General features: G+C 73.5%; 13 protein-coding genes. 7 read left to right on the forward strand and 6 right to left on the reverse strand.

The window, feature by feature from the left end:
• Positions 1 to 15: 15 nt before the first annotated feature.
• From hutH to MILUP08_RS07160, 6 genes are read right to left on the reverse strand one after another with little or no spacing between them, the layout of a single operon-like run.
• Positions 16 to 1,554: a histidine ammonia-lyase gene (gene hutH / locus MILUP08_RS07135; RefSeq protein WP_007456126.1), complete on the reverse strand. Its 1,539-nt coding sequence runs from the start codon at positions 1,552 to 1,554 to the stop codon at positions 16 to 18.
• Positions 1,551 to 2,747, reverse strand: a complete 1,197-nt coding sequence (hutI, locus tag MILUP08_RS07140; protein WP_007456127.1) for an imidazolonepropionase — start codon at positions 2,745 to 2,747, stop codon at positions 1,551 to 1,553. The genes hutH and hutI overlap by 4 nt, the downstream gene beginning before the upstream one ends.
• Positions 2,744 to 4,111 carry a formimidoylglutamate deiminase gene (locus tag MILUP08_RS07145; protein ID WP_007456129.1) on the reverse strand — a complete coding sequence of 456 codons (1,368 nt, stop codon included), beginning with the start codon at positions 4,109 to 4,111 and terminating at the stop codon, positions 2,744 to 2,746. The genes hutI and MILUP08_RS07145 overlap by 4 nt, the downstream gene beginning before the upstream one ends.
• Positions 4,102 to 5,304, reverse strand: coding sequence for an allantoate amidohydrolase (locus MILUP08_RS07150; protein WP_007456130.1), 1,203 nt, complete (start codon positions 5,302 to 5,304; stop codon positions 4,102 to 4,104). Before MILUP08_RS07150 ends, MILUP08_RS07145 begins: the two co-directional genes overlap by 10 nt.
• Positions 5,301 to 6,959: a urocanate hydratase gene (gene hutU / locus MILUP08_RS07155; protein ID WP_007456132.1), complete on the reverse strand. Its 1,659-nt coding sequence runs from the start codon at positions 6,957 to 6,959 to the stop codon at positions 5,301 to 5,303. Before hutU ends, MILUP08_RS07150 begins: the two co-directional genes overlap by 4 nt.
• A 16-nt stretch (positions 6,960 to 6,975) precedes the next feature.
• Positions 6,976 to 7,827 (reverse strand): MurR/RpiR family transcriptional regulator, encoded by an 852-nt coding sequence (locus MILUP08_RS07160; RefSeq protein WP_007456134.1) that lies wholly within the window; start codon positions 7,825 to 7,827, stop codon positions 6,976 to 6,978.
• 176 nt (positions 7,828 to 8,003) lie between these two features.
• Here MILUP08_RS07160 and MILUP08_RS33655 point away from each other — a divergent pair, with 176 nt between their 5' ends.
• The 7 genes from MILUP08_RS33655 to MILUP08_RS07195 all read left to right on the forward strand — a co-directional run bounded on the left by MILUP08_RS33655 (position 8,004) and on the right by MILUP08_RS07195 (position 16,472).
• A complete protein-coding gene (locus tag MILUP08_RS33655) occupies positions 8,004 to 9,356 on the forward strand; it encodes a hypothetical protein (protein WP_007456135.1) in 1,353 nt (450 codons plus the stop codon).
• A gap of 140 nt (positions 9,357 to 9,496) precedes the next feature.
• Complete coding sequence (locus MILUP08_RS07170) at positions 9,497 to 10,507, forward strand: glycosyltransferase (protein WP_144056874.1); 1,011 nt, start codon at positions 9,497 to 9,499, stop codon at positions 10,505 to 10,507.
• Between the two features lie 26 nt (positions 10,508 to 10,533).
• Positions 10,534 to 11,706 (forward strand): glycosyltransferase family protein, encoded by a 1,173-nt coding sequence (locus MILUP08_RS07175; RefSeq protein WP_144056875.1) that lies wholly within the window; start codon positions 10,534 to 10,536, stop codon positions 11,704 to 11,706.
• Positions 11,703 to 12,857 (forward strand): glycosyltransferase, encoded by a 1,155-nt coding sequence (locus tag MILUP08_RS07180; RefSeq protein WP_007456138.1) that lies wholly within the window; start codon positions 11,703 to 11,705, stop codon positions 12,855 to 12,857. The genes MILUP08_RS07175 and MILUP08_RS07180 overlap by 4 nt, the downstream gene beginning before the upstream one ends.
• Positions 12,854 to 13,918 carry a glycosyltransferase gene (locus MILUP08_RS07185; protein WP_007456139.1) on the forward strand — a complete coding sequence of 355 codons (1,065 nt, stop codon included), beginning with the start codon at positions 12,854 to 12,856 and terminating at the stop codon, positions 13,916 to 13,918. The genes MILUP08_RS07180 and MILUP08_RS07185 overlap by 4 nt, the downstream gene beginning before the upstream one ends.
• A complete protein-coding gene (locus tag MILUP08_RS33660; protein ID WP_007456140.1) occupies positions 13,915 to 14,979 on the forward strand; it encodes a glycosyltransferase family 4 protein in 1,065 nt (354 codons plus the stop codon). The genes MILUP08_RS07185 and MILUP08_RS33660 overlap by 4 nt, the downstream gene beginning before the upstream one ends.
• A complete protein-coding gene (locus tag MILUP08_RS07195; RefSeq protein WP_007456141.1) occupies positions 14,976 to 16,472 on the forward strand; it encodes an oligosaccharide flippase family protein in 1,497 nt (498 codons plus the stop codon). Before MILUP08_RS33660 ends, MILUP08_RS07195 begins: the two co-directional genes overlap by 4 nt.
• The last annotated feature ends 12 nt before the right edge of the window (positions 16,473 to 16,484 follow it).

Raw genomic sequence — 16,484 nt, forward strand, 5'->3', positions numbered from 1 at the left:
AGCGCCCCGCGGAGGTCAGCCCAGCGGGCCGACCTCCCGTTCGATGGCGGCGCGCAGCTCCGGCCCGGCCAGCACCGCGCGGGCGGCCTCCAGCACCGGGGCGAGGAACACGTCCGGGCCGGGTTCGCCGGCCGCCGCACCGAGGGCGGCGACGGCGGCCCGGCCGGCCGGCGACGGCACCAGCGGCGCGCGCAGTTGCAGGCCGCGTACGCCGGCCAGCAACTCGACGGCGAGCAGGCTGGTCAGGTTGTCCAGCACGGTCCGTAGCTTCTTGGCGGCCGCCCAGCCCATCGAGACGTGGTCCTCCTGCATGCCGCTCGTGGGCAGCGAGTCCACCGAGGCCGGGGCGGCGAGCCGACGGTTCTCCGCGACGATCCCGGCCGCCGTGTACTGGGCGATCATCAGGCCGGAGTTGACCCCGGCGTCGGGGGAGAGGAACGCGGGCAGTTCCCGGGAACGGGTGACGTCCAGCAGCCGGTCCACCCGCCGCTCGGCGATGGCGCCCACCTCGGCGGCGGCGATGGCGAGGAAGTCGGCGGCGAAGCCCAGCGGCGCGCCGTGGAAGTTTCCGGTGGACTCGACCCGGCCGTCGGGCAGCACCACCGGGTTGTCCACTACCGACACCAGTTCCCGGGCCGCGACCGTGCGGACGAAATCCAGGGTGTCGCGGGCCGCACCGGCGACCTGCGGCGCGCAGCGCATGGAGTACGCGTCCTGCACGGCGTGCGCCAGGTCGTCGCGGTGCGAGTCCATGACCCGGGAGTCCTGCAACAGCCGGTGGATGTTCGCCGCCGACGCCGCCTGGCCGGGGTGCGGTCGGATGGCGTGCAGCTCGGGCAGGAACGGCCGCTCCGAGCCGAGCATCGCCTCGATGGCCAGCGCGGCGGTCACGTCCGCCATGGCGAACAGGTGCGCCGCGTCGTGAATGGCGAGCAGCAGCATGCCGAGCATGCCGTCGGTGCCGTTGATCAGCGCCAGCCCTTCCTTGGCGGCCAGCTCGATCGGCGTGAGCCCGGCGGCGGTCAGCACGTCGGCGGCGTCGCGCCGCTCGCCGCCAGGGCCGAGCACCCAGCCCTCGCCCAGGAGCACGAGGGCGCAGTGCGCCAGCGGCGCCAGGTCACCGGAGGCGCCCAGCGAACCGTGCTCCGGAACCCACGGGGTGATGTCGTGGTTGAGCAGGTCGACGAGCGCCTCGGCGACAAGCGGGCGGACCCCGGAGCGACCCAGGGCGAGCGAGCGGACCCGCAGCAGCATCATGGCCCGCACCACCTCGCGCGGCATCGGGGCGCCCACCCCGGCGGCGTGCGAGCGGATCAGCGCGTGTTGCAGCTCGGCCCGCCGCTCGGGCGCGACGAAGGTGTTGGCGAGCGCGCCGAACCCGGTCGACACGCCGTACACGGGCCGCCCGGCGGCCTCGATCCCGTCCACGATCGCGCGGCTGGTCGCCATCGCGTCCCGGGTGGCCGGGTCGAGGGTCACCGTGGCGGTGCCGCGCGCCACCGCGAGGACGTCGTCGGCGCTGATACCGGTGGGTTGGATGATCACGGTCGTCACTGTGGAACTCCGTTGCGTATTACCTGGTGGATCAGGGGGACACCGGGCCGGTAGGCCAGGTGCAGGTACGAGGGGGCGTCCAGGACGAGCAGGTCGGCCCGTGCGCCGGGGGTGAGCACCCCGACGTCGTCGCGGCGCAGCGCCCGCGCGCCACCGGCGGTCGCGGCCCAGACGGCCTCCGCCGGGGTCATCCGCATCTCCCGGACGGCGAGGGCGATGCAGAAGGGCATCGACGAGGTGTACGACGAGCCGGGGTTGCAGTCCGTCGCCAGGGCCACGGTGACTCCGGCGTCGAGCAGCCGGCGGGCGTCCGGGTACGGCGAGCGGGTGGAGAACTCGGCCCCGGGCAGCAGGGTGGCGACTGTGGAGGTGTGCTGGCCCTCGTGGCACATGCAGTCGATCCGGGTCGACGCCAGCGCGTCCACGTCGGCGTCGGACAGGTGGGTGCAGTGGTCGACGCTCGCCGCGCCCAGCTCCACGCCGAGCTGCACACCCGGCCCGGGGCCGAGCTGGTTGGCGTGCAGCCGCACACCGAGCCCGACGGCCTGCCCGCAGGCGAGGATGGCTCGGGCGTGGTCGACGTCGAAGGCGCCCCGCTCGCAGAACACGTCGATCCACTTGGCATGCGGCGCGGCGGCGGCAAGCATCGGCCCGCAGACCAGCCCGACGTAGTCGTCCGGACGGTCCGCGTACTCGGCGGGGACCACGTGCGCGCCGAGGAAGGTGGTGTCCTCGGTGAACTCGGCGGCGATCCGCAGCGAGCGGGCCTCGTCGGCGACGCTCAGCCCGTACCCACTCTTGATCTCGATGGTCGTGGTGCCCTGGCGCAGCGCCTCCCCGCGCAGCCGGCGCACGGTGGCCCGCAGTTCGTCGTCGGTGGCGGCCCGGGTGGCGCCGACGGTGGTCCGGATGCCCCCGCCGGTGTAGGGCTCGCCGGCCATCCGGGCGGCGAACTCGGCGGCCCGGTCCCCGGCGAAGACCAGGTGCGCGTGACTGTCCACGAACCCGGGCAGCACGGCGGCCCCACCGGCGTCGATCCGCCGATCGGCGGCCGGCGCGTACGCGGCCGGCCCGACCCAGGCCACGCGGCCCTCCTCGATCAGCACTGCGGCGCTGCGGCGGATGCCCAGTGGGCCCTCGCCGACGCCGTTGGTGACCAGCTCGCCGATGTTGTCGACAAGGAGAGCGCTCAAGAGCGGATCACCGCCTCGATCGACGCCGACAGTTCGGCGGGCACGTCCACGCTCAGGTGCCGGCCCTCGGCCACCACCACGCGGCCGTCCACCACTACCTGCTCGACGTCGGCCGCTCCGGCCGCGAAGAACGCCCCCACCGGCGGCACTCCTGCGGTGCGGGCGCTGTCGAGTCGTACCGTGACCAGGTCGGCGCGGGCGCCGACGGCGATCCGCCCGGCGTCGGCCCAGCCCAGCGCGGCGTGCCCGGCGGCGGTCGCCATGGTCAGCAGACCGGCCGGGGTGAAGTGGCCGCGGCGGCGGGTGCGCAGGCGCTCGTCCAGCTCCACCGCCCGGGCCTCCTCGAACAGGTCGATGACGGCGTGGCTGTCGCTGCCCAGGCTCAGCCGGATCCCCGCGTCGGCCATCCGCCGGGCGGGACCGATGCCGTCGGCGAGGTCGCGTTCGGTGGTGGGGCAGAGGCACACAGCGGTCCGGCTGTCGCCGAGCAGCGTCAGGTCGCCGCTTGTCGGGTGGGTGGCGTGCACGGCTGTGGTGTCCGACCCGAGCACGCCGTGCTCGGCGAGCAGCGCGGTGGGCGTACGCCCGTGCACGGCCCGGCACTCGTCGTTCTCGGCGGGCTGCTCGGAGAGGTGCACGTGCAGCGGCGCCTGCCGCTCCCGGGCCCAGTCGGCGACCGTGCCGAGCTGGTCGGCCGGGACCGCCCGCACCGAGTGCACTGCCGCGCCCACCCGGACGTGCGAGTCCGTCGGCGCGAACGCCGACACCCGCTGCGCCCAGCGGGCCGCGTCGCCGTCGCCGAAGCGCCGCTGCGGCCCGGCGAGCGGCCGGCCGTCCACCCCGGCGCTCAGGTAACAGGTGTCCAGCAGGGTGAGCCGGATCCCGGCGTGCGCGGCGGCCTCGACGAGCGCCGCACCCATCGCGTTCGGGTCGTCGTACGCGCCGCCGTCGGGCCGGTGGTGCAGGTAGTGGAACTCGCCGACGACTGTGATCCCCGCGAGGGCCATCTCGGCGTAGACCGCGCGGGCCAGCGCCAGGTAGGTGTCCGGGTCCAGCCGGTCCGCGACCGCGTACATCCGGTCCCGCCAGCTGAAGAAGTCGCCCCGGCCGCCGTGGGTACGCCCGCGCAGAGCCCGGTGGAAGGCGTGCGAGTGCACGTTCGCGAGGCCGGGCAGGGTCAGGCCGGGCAGCGGCACCGCATCGGCGTACACGTCCACGCCGGCGCTCGGCCGGCCGGGAGCGGCCAACGCGGTCACACCGGTGATCACCCCACCGTCGGTCTCGATGAGCACGTCGGGCGTGGGCTGGGCGAGATCGGGCAGCCAGGCGTACTCGGCGAGCCAGCGGGTCGGTGTCACCGGCATGTCAGCTCCTCCAGCACGCGGGCCAGCGCCCGCACCCCGGCGGCGCAGTCGTCGTCGGTCGCGGCCTCGGCGGGGGAGTGCGACACCCCGGTCGGGTTGCGCACGAAGAGCATCGCGGTGGGCAGCTGCGCGGCGAGCACCCCCGCGTCGTGCCCCGCGCCGGTGGGCAGCACCGGCGCCTCGAGCAGCACCGCAAGGCGTTTGGCCAGCCCGCCGTCGAAGGCGACGAGCGGCGTCACCGACTCCTCGGTGACTGTCACCTCCGTACCGTCGCGGCGGGCCCGCTCGGCGAGCTTGCCCCGGACCGCGTCGACGAGCCCGGTCAGGGTCTCCGGGTCGGCGGCGCGGGCGTCCAGCCAGCCGGTCACCCGCGACGGGACGGCGTTTGTGGCGTTGGGCTCGACGGACACCCGGCCCACTGTGGCGTGCGCCCCGCGCAGCCGTGCCTCCTTGTTGGCCGCCAGCACCGCGAACGCGTAGGTGAGCATCGGGTCGCGGCGGTCGGCCATCCGGGTCGTACCCGCGTGGTTGCCCTCGCCGACCACGTCGAAGCGCCAGCGGCCGTGCGGCCAGATCGCGCTCGCCACCCCGACCGCCGCGTCGGCGTCGACAAGCGCGCGGCCCTGCTCGACGTGCAGCTCCACGAAGGCGCCGAACCGGCCCAGCAGCTCCGGACGCGCGCCCGCCGGCCGGTCGCCGAGCGCCTCGGCGAAGCTCACTCCGGCCGCGTCGCGCAGGCCGGCCGCGCGGTCGGCCGCCAGCGCGCCGGTGAGCAGCCGCGAGCCCAGACAGGGTACGCCGAAACGGGCGCCCTCCTCCTCGACGAACGCGCCAAGCACCAGCGGCCGGACGGGTGTGACCCCGGCGGCCCGCAGCTCGTCCACGGCCAGGAACGCGCTGACGATGCCGAGCGGCCCGTCGTACGCCCCGCCGTGCGGCACCGAGTCGAAGTGGCTGCCGGTCAGCACCGCGTCGGCGCCCTCGGGGTCACCCCAGTGGGCGAACAGGTTGCCGTTGCCGTCCTCGGTGACCGGCAGACCCCGCCGCCGCGCCTGCGCCCGGAACCAGGCCCGCAACTCCGTCTCCGGCTCGGTCAACGCGTAGCGCAGGTAGCCGCCGCTGCCGGCGTCCCGTCCGACCGGCGCGATCTCGTCCCACAACGCCCGGAACCGACTCGACAGGTCGTCACTCACGCGGGTGCGCCCTCGGTCATGGGCACCCGGACGCCGGTGCGGTCGGCGACCTCGCGGGCGCTGTCGTAGCCGGCGTCGACGTGCCGGATGACCCCCATCGCCGGGTCGTTGGTGAGCACCCGCTCGATCTTCTGCCCGGCCAGGGCGGTGCCGTCGGCCACGCAGACCTGCCCGGCGTGGATCGACCGGCCGATGCCGACGCCACCGCCGTGGTGGATCGACACCCAGGACGCACCGCTGGCGGTGTTGACCAGGGCGTTGAGCAGCGGCCAGTCGGCGATGGCGTCGGAGCCGTCGGCCATCCCCTCGGTCTCCCGGTACGGGCTCGCGACGCTGCCGGTGTCCAGGTGGTCCCGGCCGATCACCACCGGGGCGGAGAGCTCACCGGAGGCGACCATGTCGTTGAACCGCACACCCGCCCGATCCCGCTCGCCCTGACCGAGCCAGCAGATCCGGGCCGGCAGACCCTGGAACGCGACCCGCTCGCCGGCCAGCTTGATCCACCGGGCCAGCGACTCGTTCTCCGGGAACAGGTCCAGGATGGCCCGGTCGGTGGCCGCGATGTCGGCCGGATCGCCGGAGAGCGCCGCCCACCGGAACGGGCCCCGGCCCTCGCAGAACAACGGCCGGATGTACGCGGGCACGAAGCCCGGGAAGTCGAAGGCACGCTGGTAGCCGCCGAGCTGCGCCTCGCCCCGGATCGAGTTGCCGTAGTCGAACACCTCGGCGCCGGCGTCGAGGAAGCCCACCATGGCTTCGACGTGCGTCGCCATCGACGCGCGGGCCCGGTCGGTGAACTCGGCCGGCTTGGCCGTCGCGTAGTCGCGGGCGTCGGCCAGCTCGACCCCCACCGGCAGGTACGCCAGCGGGTCGTGGGCGCTGGTCTGGTCGGTCACGATGTCGATCTCGACGCCCCGGCCGAGCAGCTCGGGGAAGACCTCGGCGGCGTTGCCGACGACGCCGACGCTCAGCGCCCGCCGGTCCCGCTTCGCGGCGAGGACCCGCTCGACGGCGTCGTCCAGGGAGTCGGCGACCTCGTCGAGGTAACGGTCGTGCACGCGACGGTCGAGCCGGGTGCGGTCCACGTCCACGATCAGGCAGACGCCGTCGTTCATGGTGACGGCGAGGGGCTGCGCGCCGCCCATTCCGCCGCAGCCGGCGGTAAGCGTCAGCGTGCCCGCGAGGGTGCCCCCGAACCTCTTCGCGGCCACCGCCGCGAACGTCTCGTAGGTGCCCTGGAGGATGCCCTGGGTGCCGATGTAGATCCACGAGCCGGCGGTCATCTGCCCGTACATGGTCAGGCCGAGCTGTTCGAGGCGGCGGAACTCCGGCCAGGTCGCCCAGTCACCGACCAGGTTCGAGTTGGCCAGCAGTACCCGGGGCGCCCACTCGTGGGTACGCATCACCCCGACCGGGCGGCCCGACTGCACGAGCATCGTCTCGTCCTCGCGCAGGTCGGTGAGCGTACGGACCAACGCGTGGTACGACGGCCAGTCCCGCGCCGCCTTGCCCGTGCCGCCGTAGACGACCAGGTCGTCGGGGCGTTCGGCCACCTCCGGGTCGAGGTTGTTCATGAGCATCCGCAGGGCGGCCTCCTGCTGCCACCCGCGGGTGGTGAGCTGGCTGCCCCGTGCGGCACGGATGGGCTGGGTCATCTGCGGTCTCCTCCGGTCAACCGAGGAACAACTGTCGGCGGGCAGCGGAGGCTTCGAACGCCTCCAGACGGCGTTGGGTGTCGGCCGGCGCGGCGTCGCAGATCGCCTGCAACAGCACCATGGCCAGGGTCATCGGGGCGGTGTGCAGGTCGAAGACGAGCTGGGCGCCGACGGCGGCCGGCAGCACCACGTCGGCGTGTTCGGCGGCCGGACTGACCGGCGAGTCGGTGATCGCCACGACGGTCAGCCCGGCGGCACGTGCGTCGCGCAGCGCGTCCAGGGTCTCCCGGGGGTAGCGGGGCAGCACGAAGGCGAGCACAGCGGACGCCCCGGCCTCGGCGGCCTGCTCCAGGCGGTCGGTGAGCAGGCTGCCGCCGTCGTCGAGCACCCGTACGTCCGGGTGCACCTTGGCGGCGAAGTAGGCGAAGTACGCGGCAAGCGGCGCGGCGGCGCGCAGGCCGAGCACCGGCAGCGGGCGGCTGGTCGCGAGCAGCCGACCCGTCTCGGCGATCCGGTCGGTGTCGGCGAGCTGACCGGCCAGCCGGTCCAGGTTGCCCATCTCGGCGCGTACTGCCTGCTGGAGCTCGTTGCCGGCGTCGGTCGGCCCGCCGGGTGTGGTGCTGGTGAGGTCGCGCAGCCGGCGGCGCAGGGCCGGATAGCCGTCATGGCCGAGCGCGACGGCGAACCGGGTGACCGACGGCTGGCTGACCCCGGCCAGCTCGGCGACCTCCGCCGCGGAGAGGTACGCCACCGCCGGGGCGTGTTGCACGAGACAGTGCGCGATCCGACGCTGGGTCGGGGTGAGCCGTACGCCGTCGAACAGGTGGAACACCTGTTCGGCCGACGCCTGGAGCGCTCCGTCATTCACTCCGCGACTCTATGCATGAAAACTTTCAGAGGCAATGGGGACGCATCACCGACGATCGGCGTTGTGACATCAACCGATTCGGTGGTCATTGCCCTGGTTGGTGGCCTCAACGGTGACACAACGCGCTGGAGCGGTGATTGTAGGATCCGCACGGCGGTTGGACAGAGGAGTTGCGCATGCAGCCGGAAGGCCCCTACCGGTTCACCCACGCGCTGGGTGGATCTCCGGTCGGCAAGGCGTGGGCTGCCATCGACGAACACGGCCGGCTCGTGACGGTCGCCGTGCTGGACGCCGCCGTCGCCGGCTCCGCCGGTTGGCGGGAAGCCTTCGCCGGCACGGCCAACTCTCTCGCCCAGGGGCCCGACGCGATGTCGTTCGCGTACGCCGACTTCTCGGCCACCGCGCCCTGGGTCGCGTATCCCGCCGAAGCGGGGCCCGGCGCCGAGAAATTGTTCCGGGCCCTCGGCGTGGAATACACCCCCGCCCCTGTCTCGCCGGTCTCCGCGCCCCCAGTCTCCGCCTCTCCGGTGTCGAGCTCGCCGGTGTCCGGTACGCCGGTGTCCGGTACGCCGGTGTCCGGCGCGCCGCCGGTGTCCGGCGCGCCTCGGCCGGCGGCCGACATGCCGCACGCCCCCTGGGCTGTGCACGCGAACCCGGTGTCCAGTCAGCCGGTGTCCGTCTCCCCGCAGCCGATCTCGGGTGCGCCCACGTCACCGTCCACTCCGGACACGACCTCGAACGTGCCCGTCGAGGTCCCGGGGCCGCCGATTGCGCAGACCCGCCCGGTGGTGCCGCCGGCCGACCCGTTCGCCGCACCCGTTCGCCGCATCAAGCCCTCCGAGCCCCGTCCACGACGTACCCGGCTGTGGGTGGGCGCCGCCGCGCTGGTCCTGGTGGTGCTCGCCGCGGCGGGCGGTCTGGTGATCTGGGGCAGGTCGGACGATCCCGGGACACCGCAGACCGCGCCGACCACGAGCATCCTGTCGCCCGCTATCCCCACGACCCCACCGCAGTCGCCCGGCATCGAACCGCCCAAGCCTGGCGCGTGGCCGACGCAGTGGCCGCGGTTCACCGAGCGGGACACCGTACGGACGCTCACCGATCTCGACGGCCTGGGCTTCCCGGTGAAGGTCCCGACGACCTGGCAGTGCACCCTCGCCGCTCGTGCCGAGGGGATTGTCAAGTACCAGTGTGGCACCACCGCGTCGGGGAACCAGGCGCTTGGCGGCGAGGTGATCGTGCGCGAGTGCCCGCAGCCGTGTACCGACCAGTGGCAGAACGCCATGCGCTCGGTCGAGGAGGCGTGGGGTGCGCAATGGATCCGCAGCGGCCTGTACGCGAGCTACGCCGAGCAGATCATCGAGGTCGACGGCGCACAGCGGCACGGCCTTGTCGTGGTCGCGTACTTCCGTAGTGGCGAGGACGGCGCCATCAACCGTCAGCTCGTGATCCGGATGACCTCGCCGGTGCCCGAGGCGTACCAGTTGCGGCGCTTCGCCAGCTACATCCGCGACGTGGTCGTCTTTTGACCGGGCCGAGCGCGGAGGCACCGACGAGCCTCCCGCCGTCCACAACGGACGTCGGCCCGCGGCCCCTCGCTGATCGCTCGGTCGCGCTGATCCATGAGTGGTTCGGTGCCACCGGCGGGTCCGAGCAGGTGTTCTTGCAGATGGCCGAGCTCGTGCCGCACGCCGACCGCTTCGTCCTCTGGAAGGACCACGACGCGACGGTGGATCGGGCGATCCGCGAATCCTGGCTAGCGAAGACCCCGTTGCGGCACAGCAAGGTCCTCGCGCTCCCGCTCATGCCGCTCACCTGGCGGACGTTGACCCGTAGGAAGTACGACGTGGTGCTCTCGTCCAGCCACGCGTTCGCGCACACAGTGAAGATCGGCGACCCGGAGCGCACCCGCCACCTGAGCTACGTCCACTCGCCCGCCCGCTACGTGTGGAGTCCCGACCTCGACCAGCGGGGAGCCAGCGCCGGACTCGCGCCGATGCGTGCCGCCCTGCAGGCCGGTGACAAGCGGCTGAGCCGGCACGTGCACGGCTACGCGGCGAATTCGCTGGAGGTGCGGGCACGCATCCGCCGCTACTGGGGACGGGACGCCACGGTGATCAACCCGCCCGTGGAGGTGGACTACTTCGCGGCGGCGCCGCCGGCCGTACGCGACCAAGCCCGCACCTACCTGCTCGGCGTCGGCCGCTGGATCCCGTACAAGAACTTCGACCTGATGATCGAGATCGCGGCGGCGGCCCGTCTGCCGCTCGTGATCGCCGGCGGAGGCCCCGAGGAGGACAATCTGCGCCGGCTCGCCTCCCGCGTCGACGTGCCCGTCGAGTTCGAGGTCAAACCGACCACGGAGCGGCTCCGCGAGCTGTACTGGGGCGCGAGCGCGCTGCTCTATCCCGCTCTGGAGGACTTCGGAATCATCCCGGTCGAGGCGCAGGCCTGTGGGACGCCCGTGGTGGGGTGGGCGCGTGGTGGGCTGCTGGAGACCGTGGTGACCGGCGAGACCGGCTTCCTCCTCGACTCGGGCGACCCAGGCGCGTACGTGGATCCGATCCGTCGGGCGGCGCAGCTGCCCGCTCAGGCGGCGACGACGAACGCCCAACGGTTCACGCCGCAGGGCTTTCGGGCGAATATGGCCCGGTGGCTGGACGAGCAGGCTTCATCGTGACCGGGTCCGCACCCGAGCGTCCCCGAGTGGACGAGGCGCCCGTGGCGAACGTGCTGATGCTGGGCACCGCCGAGTGGGACTCTCCGATCGCGACGAACCAGCACTACGTCGCGCGAGAGTTGGCACGGACCGCGAACGTCACGTTCGTCGAGTCTCTGGGTCTGCGCCGGCCCACGCTTCGCCGCGACGACGTCGTCCGGATGGCGTCCCGGGTCCGCCGCGCACTGGGCGACCGGGATGTCCCGGCGCAGCGACCCCGCCCGCCGGGAGCGCGGATCGTGTCGCCGCTCGTACTGCCGGTGCACCGCACACCCACCTACCCGGTCAACCGTGCCCTGCTCCGCCGTGCCACCGGCGGCTGGCTCCGGAGCAGCCGCCCCCGCGTGCTCTGGACGTTCACGCCGGTCACATACGGCCTGGAAGAGGACGCCGACCTCGTCATTTACCACTGCGTCGATCTGCTGGCGACGTTCCCCGGTGTGGACGCCGTCGCGGTCGCCCGCGGCGAGCGCTCGCTGTCGTCGCGCACCGCCGTCGCCGTCGCCACCAGCACGGCCGTCCAGGAGCATCTCGCCACCGTCGGCTTTCCCCGCATCGACCTCCTGCCCAACGTCGCGGACGTATCGGTGTTCACGGCGGCGAGCCAGGCGGCGGCGCAACGCCGACCCGACGTCCTCTTCTCCGGCAACCTCACAGTCCACAAGCTCGACCTGCGGCTCCTCGAATCCATCGCCGCCGCCGTACGCGGCAAGGGAGAGCTGCTACTGGCCGGGCCGCTCGCCGCGGGCGGGGGCAGCTTCGACGCGGAGCTGCGGCAGCTGGAGGCCCTCGGCGCCCGTCACCTCGGCGTCCTCACCCCCGACCAACTCGCCGAGACGGCCGGGACCTGCGCCGTGGGCGTCATCCCGTACGCGATCAACGATTACACCCGGGGCGTCAGCCCGCTCAAGTGCTTCGAGTACCTGTCCTCCGGCCTGGCAGTGCTGAGCAGTCCCCTGCCGGCGGTGACCGAACTCGCGCGGACCAATCCCCACGTGACCGTGGCCGAGGCGGACGACCTGCCCGTTCGCCTGCCCGCCCTGCTTCAACCGGTCACCGACGCCGTCGTGGAGGCCCGGATGGCGAGCGCTGCCGAACACGGCTGGGAGGGGCGTGGAGCGCTGCTGCGCGACCTGTTGCTCACCGAAGTGGCCCCGTGACCCGCGTGCTGGTCGTCACCGTCGAGCCGCCCTGGCCGGCCCAGCACGGCGGCCGGATCCGCACCGCCCGGGTCGCCGAGGCGCTCAGCCGCGACGCCGAGGTGCTCGTCACCTTTCCCGACCACGGCGACCGGCAGCCGGACGCCCCGGTCGCGACGCGTCCGCTGCCCTGGTCGCCACCGCCGGCCGTCCGCACCCGGGCGTCACACCGGCCCCACCTGGGCGGGCACTACCTGGCGCCGGTCACCGACTCGCTCGCGGCGCTGTCTGACGAGTTCCGGCCCGACGCCGTGTACTGGTCGCACTCCTACCTGGCCGCGTGGGCGCCCCCGCCGGTACGACAGGCGCCGCAGATCGTCGAGTTCGCCAACATCGAGAGCCGACGAATCGCGACGATGGTGGGGTCGGCTCACGGGTGGCAGCGTGTGGCCCGGCGGGCCGAGGCCGCCAAGGCCGCCTTCTGGGAGCCCCGGGTGGCCGCGCGTGCCGCCCTCTGCGTGGCTCTGTCATCGCCGGACCTGGACGTGCTGCGCGGGTGGGGCAGCGACGTCGTCCTCGTCCCGAACGGTGTGGACCTGCGGCCGTACGATCCCTCGCCACCCGACGGGTACGTCCTCGCGTTGGCGTCCTACGACTACGAGCCGAACGTGCGGGCGCTGCGGACGTTCCTGCGGGACACCTGGCCACTGGTCCGTGCCGCCCTTCCCGTCGCCCAGCTCGTGGTCGCGGGCCGGCGGAGCGAGGCGCTGAGGCAGGAGTTCGCCGATGTACCCGGGGTCGTGGTCCTCGGCACGCTCGACGACGTGGCCGACGCGTACGCCGGAGCCGCCTTGACCGTCGCTCCCGCCACCACCGGCGGCGGTGCGCAGCTCAAGCTGACCGAGTCGATGTCACGGGGCCGGTACGTCGTCATGAGCTCGTTCGCGGCGCAGGGCCTCCCGGCCGCCGTACGCGGCGCCGACTCCCACCAAGTGGCCGACGACCCGCACTCCTTCGCCGGCGCGGTCGTCGACGCCCTGCGTGACCCGTCCGCGCGTCACGCCCGCGAGCTGGCAGGTTGGCAGCGGTGCACGACGCTGGGGTGGCCCGAGACCGTGCGCGACCTGGCCGCCGCCATCTCCGTGCTCGCCACCCGGAAGGCCACACCGTGATCCGCCGCGTCCACCTCGTCGAGTCCGGCGGCCGGGGCGGGGTCTTCAACCACTCCGTCGAGGTCGCCGCCGGCCTGCGCGACCTCGGCATCGACGTGGTCGTGCACACCGCCGACGACTGCGACGCGGCGCCGACCTCGGTGAACCTCTGCCGATGCGTCAGCTGGCACCGCACCTCACCCAATCGTCGGGTCCGTCAGGCTCGGACGTCGACGCGCTACCTGCTACGTACGCTGCCGCACCTGCACCGGGTGATCGGCCCACAGGATGTCGTGCACATCCAGGGCCTGTTCGCGCTCACCCCCGAACTGATCTCGATCGCCCGGCTGCGTCACGCGACAGTCGTCACCAGCCCACACAACACCTTCGTCCGGTCGAACGCCCCGGGCGGCGGGCGGGCGCTGCGCACTGCGCTGCGGGACGCCGACCGGGTGCTGGTCTACTCGGATGCCGACCGGCAACGCCTCCTCGACCGGGGGGTGCCGCACGTCGACCGGGTGCCCCTGACGCAGTGGACGCCGCTCCCGCAACCGGCTCTCGTGGACCGGTGGCGTACCGAGCTGAACCCGACAGCCGGCAAGCTCGCCCTGCTGCCCGGCCAGGTCCGGGCGGACAAGAACCCCGAGCTGTTCGTCCGGGCCGTTCTGCAGTTGCCCGACTGGCGGGGCGCGGTGGTCGGGGAGGATCTCGGGCCGGGCCGGCGGGTCGACGCGCTCATCGAACAGACCGGGGCGGCGGTGACAACCGCTTACCGCTACCTGAGCGTGGACGAGTTCGTCGCGCTTGTCGCGGCGGCCGATGTCGTCGTGGCACCGTACGAGGTCGCCAGCCAGTCCGGCGTCCTCGCCGTGGCGGCCCGACTGGGTGTGCCGAGCGCGGTGGCTCCGTGCGGTGGTCTGGGCGAGCTGGCCACCGCCGTTGCCCGGGACACCGGTGTCGCGGCGATCTCGGACGCCATCGCCCTCGCCGCCGAACGCGGCGCGAAGCCGGTCGACACGACGGACGCCGCGGGCCAGGTCCTCGCCGCGTACACCGCAGCCTGGCGGAGCCGGACGCCATGATCATCACGATGGTCTCGGTCTCGGACACCGCCGGCGGAGCCGAGGCGCACACCGTCGCGCTCGGTCGAGGGCTGCGCGACCGCGGCCACGACGTCACCCTGTACGGCCGGTGCCCCGGATGGGAGGAGCGCGGCCTCGACCGCGCCGACATCCGCCTCGGGCCGAAGTGGTCCCGCCGGACGATGGCCGTCGGGCTGCTGCGGGTGCCCGTCGAACGGCACCGGACCAACGCCATCGCCGACTCCTCCGTCTACTACCTGCAGTTCAAGCGGGAGCAGATCGCGCTGACCGCGCCGCTGGCGCGCCGGGCGCCCGTCGTGTGGACGGAGCACGGCCGGTGGATGGGCGGCCCCGTCGGTCGCCTGCTCCTCGCCGGCTACGCGCGCGCCGCCGAGCACGTCTCCCGGGTGGTCTGCGTCAGCGAGGCCGTCGCCGCCGACCTTGAACCGGTGGTCGGCCGGGACAAGCTGGTGGTGGTGCCCAACGCGATCGACACTCGCCGCTACGCCGCGCCACCGCCCGCGATGCGGGCGGTCCTGCGCCAGCGGTTGCTGCCGAGCCGGTTCCACGACCGCCCGGTCGCCGTCCTCGCGGCGCGACTGCACGGCGCCAAGCGACACGACCGCGCCGTCGCGGCGGCACTGGCCAGCGAAAGCGCCCTGGTCGTCGTGGGCGACGGTCCGGACCGTGAGCGGCTGGAGCGGCTCGCCGCCGGAAACGTCTACGTGCACTTCACCGGCCACCGCGACGACGTGCCCGACCTCCTCGCGGCCAGCGACTTCTACGTCTACTGTGGCGCTGAGACCGACGGCACGCCGACCTGCGTCCTCGAGGCCGCCGCCGGAGGCCTGCCGATCGTGGCGTTCCGCGGCGATCCGGGCACGGAGCTGATTCCGTACTGCGGGGGCCTCGTTCTCGGGGAGCCGACGGAGCTGACGGCCGACGCGGTGTCGGCGATGCTGGAGCGGCGGGGGACCGGCGTCGCCTACGTCGAGCAGCGGCACGGTCGCGACAGGTGGCTCGACGCGTACGAACGGACCTTCGGGGAGTGCCTCCGATGACCTCACCGGGACAGACGACGACCGAGCCGGCCGACCGGGGCTCCGACCCGACGGCTCTTGCGACGGCCGGCCCGACGGACGCCAACCGGTCGGCGCGCGGGCTCAGCGCCGCCACCGCCGTGTCCCTCGGCCTCCGCCTGCTCGGCATGGTCGTGGGCATGGCGACCACCTCCGTGCTCGCCCGGCACCTGAACCCCAGCGGCTACGGCGTCTTCGCCCTCGCGCTCACCCTCGGCACGGCGGCGGCGCAGGTCGCCGACATGGGCACCACGATCACGGTGAGTTCCCGGATCGCGCGGGAGAAGGCGGCGGCCGGCCGCACCCTGACGACCGGCCTGCTCATCCGTACGTCGGTGGCGCTGCTCGCAACCGTTGCCCTGCTCGCCGCCGCCGCCGGAGGGCTGTTCGGGGAGTCCAGTGCCGTCGTGAGCGTCATCGCCATCGCCACGCCGTTGTCCGCGGCGTCCGTTCTCACGGCGGGGGCCACCGCCCGTTTCCGGCCCGAGGTGTCGGCGGTCCTCGCCCTCGTCCAGGGCGTCCTCTGGCTGGTGGCGGTCGTCTTCATCGCCCGGACCGGCGGTGACGTCGTCCTCCTCGCGTGGTTCTTCGTCGCCGTCGTGGCGGTGCAGACCGGCATCGGGGTCGCGATCAACCGGAGGTTGGTGCCGCTGGGCCGACCGTCCTGGGCGGAGGCGGGCCGGATCTTCGCGCTGAGCTGGCCACTCGCGATCAGCTCGCTGGCGGTCATGGCCTACTACCGACTGGGTTCGGTGATTCTCTTCCACCTGCAGGGGGCGGCGGAGGTCGGCTACTACTCGGCGGCCTACAAGTTCCTCGACGTCGCCCAGCTCGGGCCGGCCATGCTGGTGGCCCCACTCCTGCCGATCGTGGCGACGAGTCTGAGCATGGCCGCACCCCGCCGAAACCTGATCTTCAGTCTGGCGACCCGTACCGGCGCCGTCATCGGCGCGGGCACGGCGGTGCTGCTGATCGCGGTGGCCCCCGCCCTCGTCACCTACCTCTACGGCGACGACTTCGGCCCGGCGGTCACGCCCCTGCTCCTGCTGGCGGTCGCCTTCGTCGGCGTCACCCTCGGCTACGTCGGCACGACCATCTGCTCCGCGCTGGGCCTAGTACGGCCGATCGCGGTGCTGACCGTCTCGGTTGCGGTGGTCAACCTCGCGGCGCAGTTCTGGGCCTGTGCCCGATGGGGTGCCACCGGCGCGGCGGCCGTGGCCGCGGCGACCGAGTTCGTCATCGGCGCCACCACGTGCCTGCTGGCCGCGCGCGCGATGACGTCCCGGCTTCCCGTACGGGAAATGGCGAGCGTGCTCGCCGTGGCTGCCGCCACGGTTCTCGTGCTGTGGCTGGTCCGGCTGCCGTGGCAGGTCGAGGGCCCGCTGGCCGCCGGCATGTTCGGTGTGTCGGTGCTCGCCACACGAGCGATCACCATGGCCGATCTCAAACGGGTCCTGTCCCGCAAGGCCCTCTGAGGGTCCTGCCGG

Source organism: Micromonospora lupini str. Lupac 08, from assembly GCF_000297395.2.
Taxonomy (GTDB): domain Bacteria; phylum Actinomycetota; class Actinomycetes; order Mycobacteriales; family Micromonosporaceae; genus Micromonospora; species Micromonospora lupini.

Bases quoted from the DNA above. Each gene is read 5' to 3' on its own strand.
- MILUP08_RS07195 (WP_007456141.1), top strand. From the start codon at position 14,976: ATGACCTCACCGGGACAGACGACGACCGAGCCGGCCGACCGGGGCTCC.
- MILUP08_RS33655 (WP_007456135.1), top strand. From the start codon at position 8,004: ATGCAGCCGGAAGGCCCCTACCGGTTCACCCACGCGCTGGGTGGATCT.
- MILUP08_RS07145 (WP_007456129.1), bottom strand. From the start codon at position 4,111: ATGCCGGTGACACCGACCCGCTGGCTCGCCGAGTACGCCTGGCTGCCC.
- MILUP08_RS33660 (WP_007456140.1), top strand. From the start codon at position 13,915: ATGATCATCACGATGGTCTCGGTCTCGGACACCGCCGGCGGAGCCGAG.
- hutU (WP_007456132.1), bottom strand. From the start codon at position 6,959: ATGACCCAGCCCATCCGTGCCGCACGGGGCAGCCAGCTCACCACCCGC.
- MILUP08_RS07170 (WP_144056874.1), top strand. From the start codon at position 9,497: ATGGCCGAGCTCGTGCCGCACGCCGACCGCTTCGTCCTCTGGAAGGAC.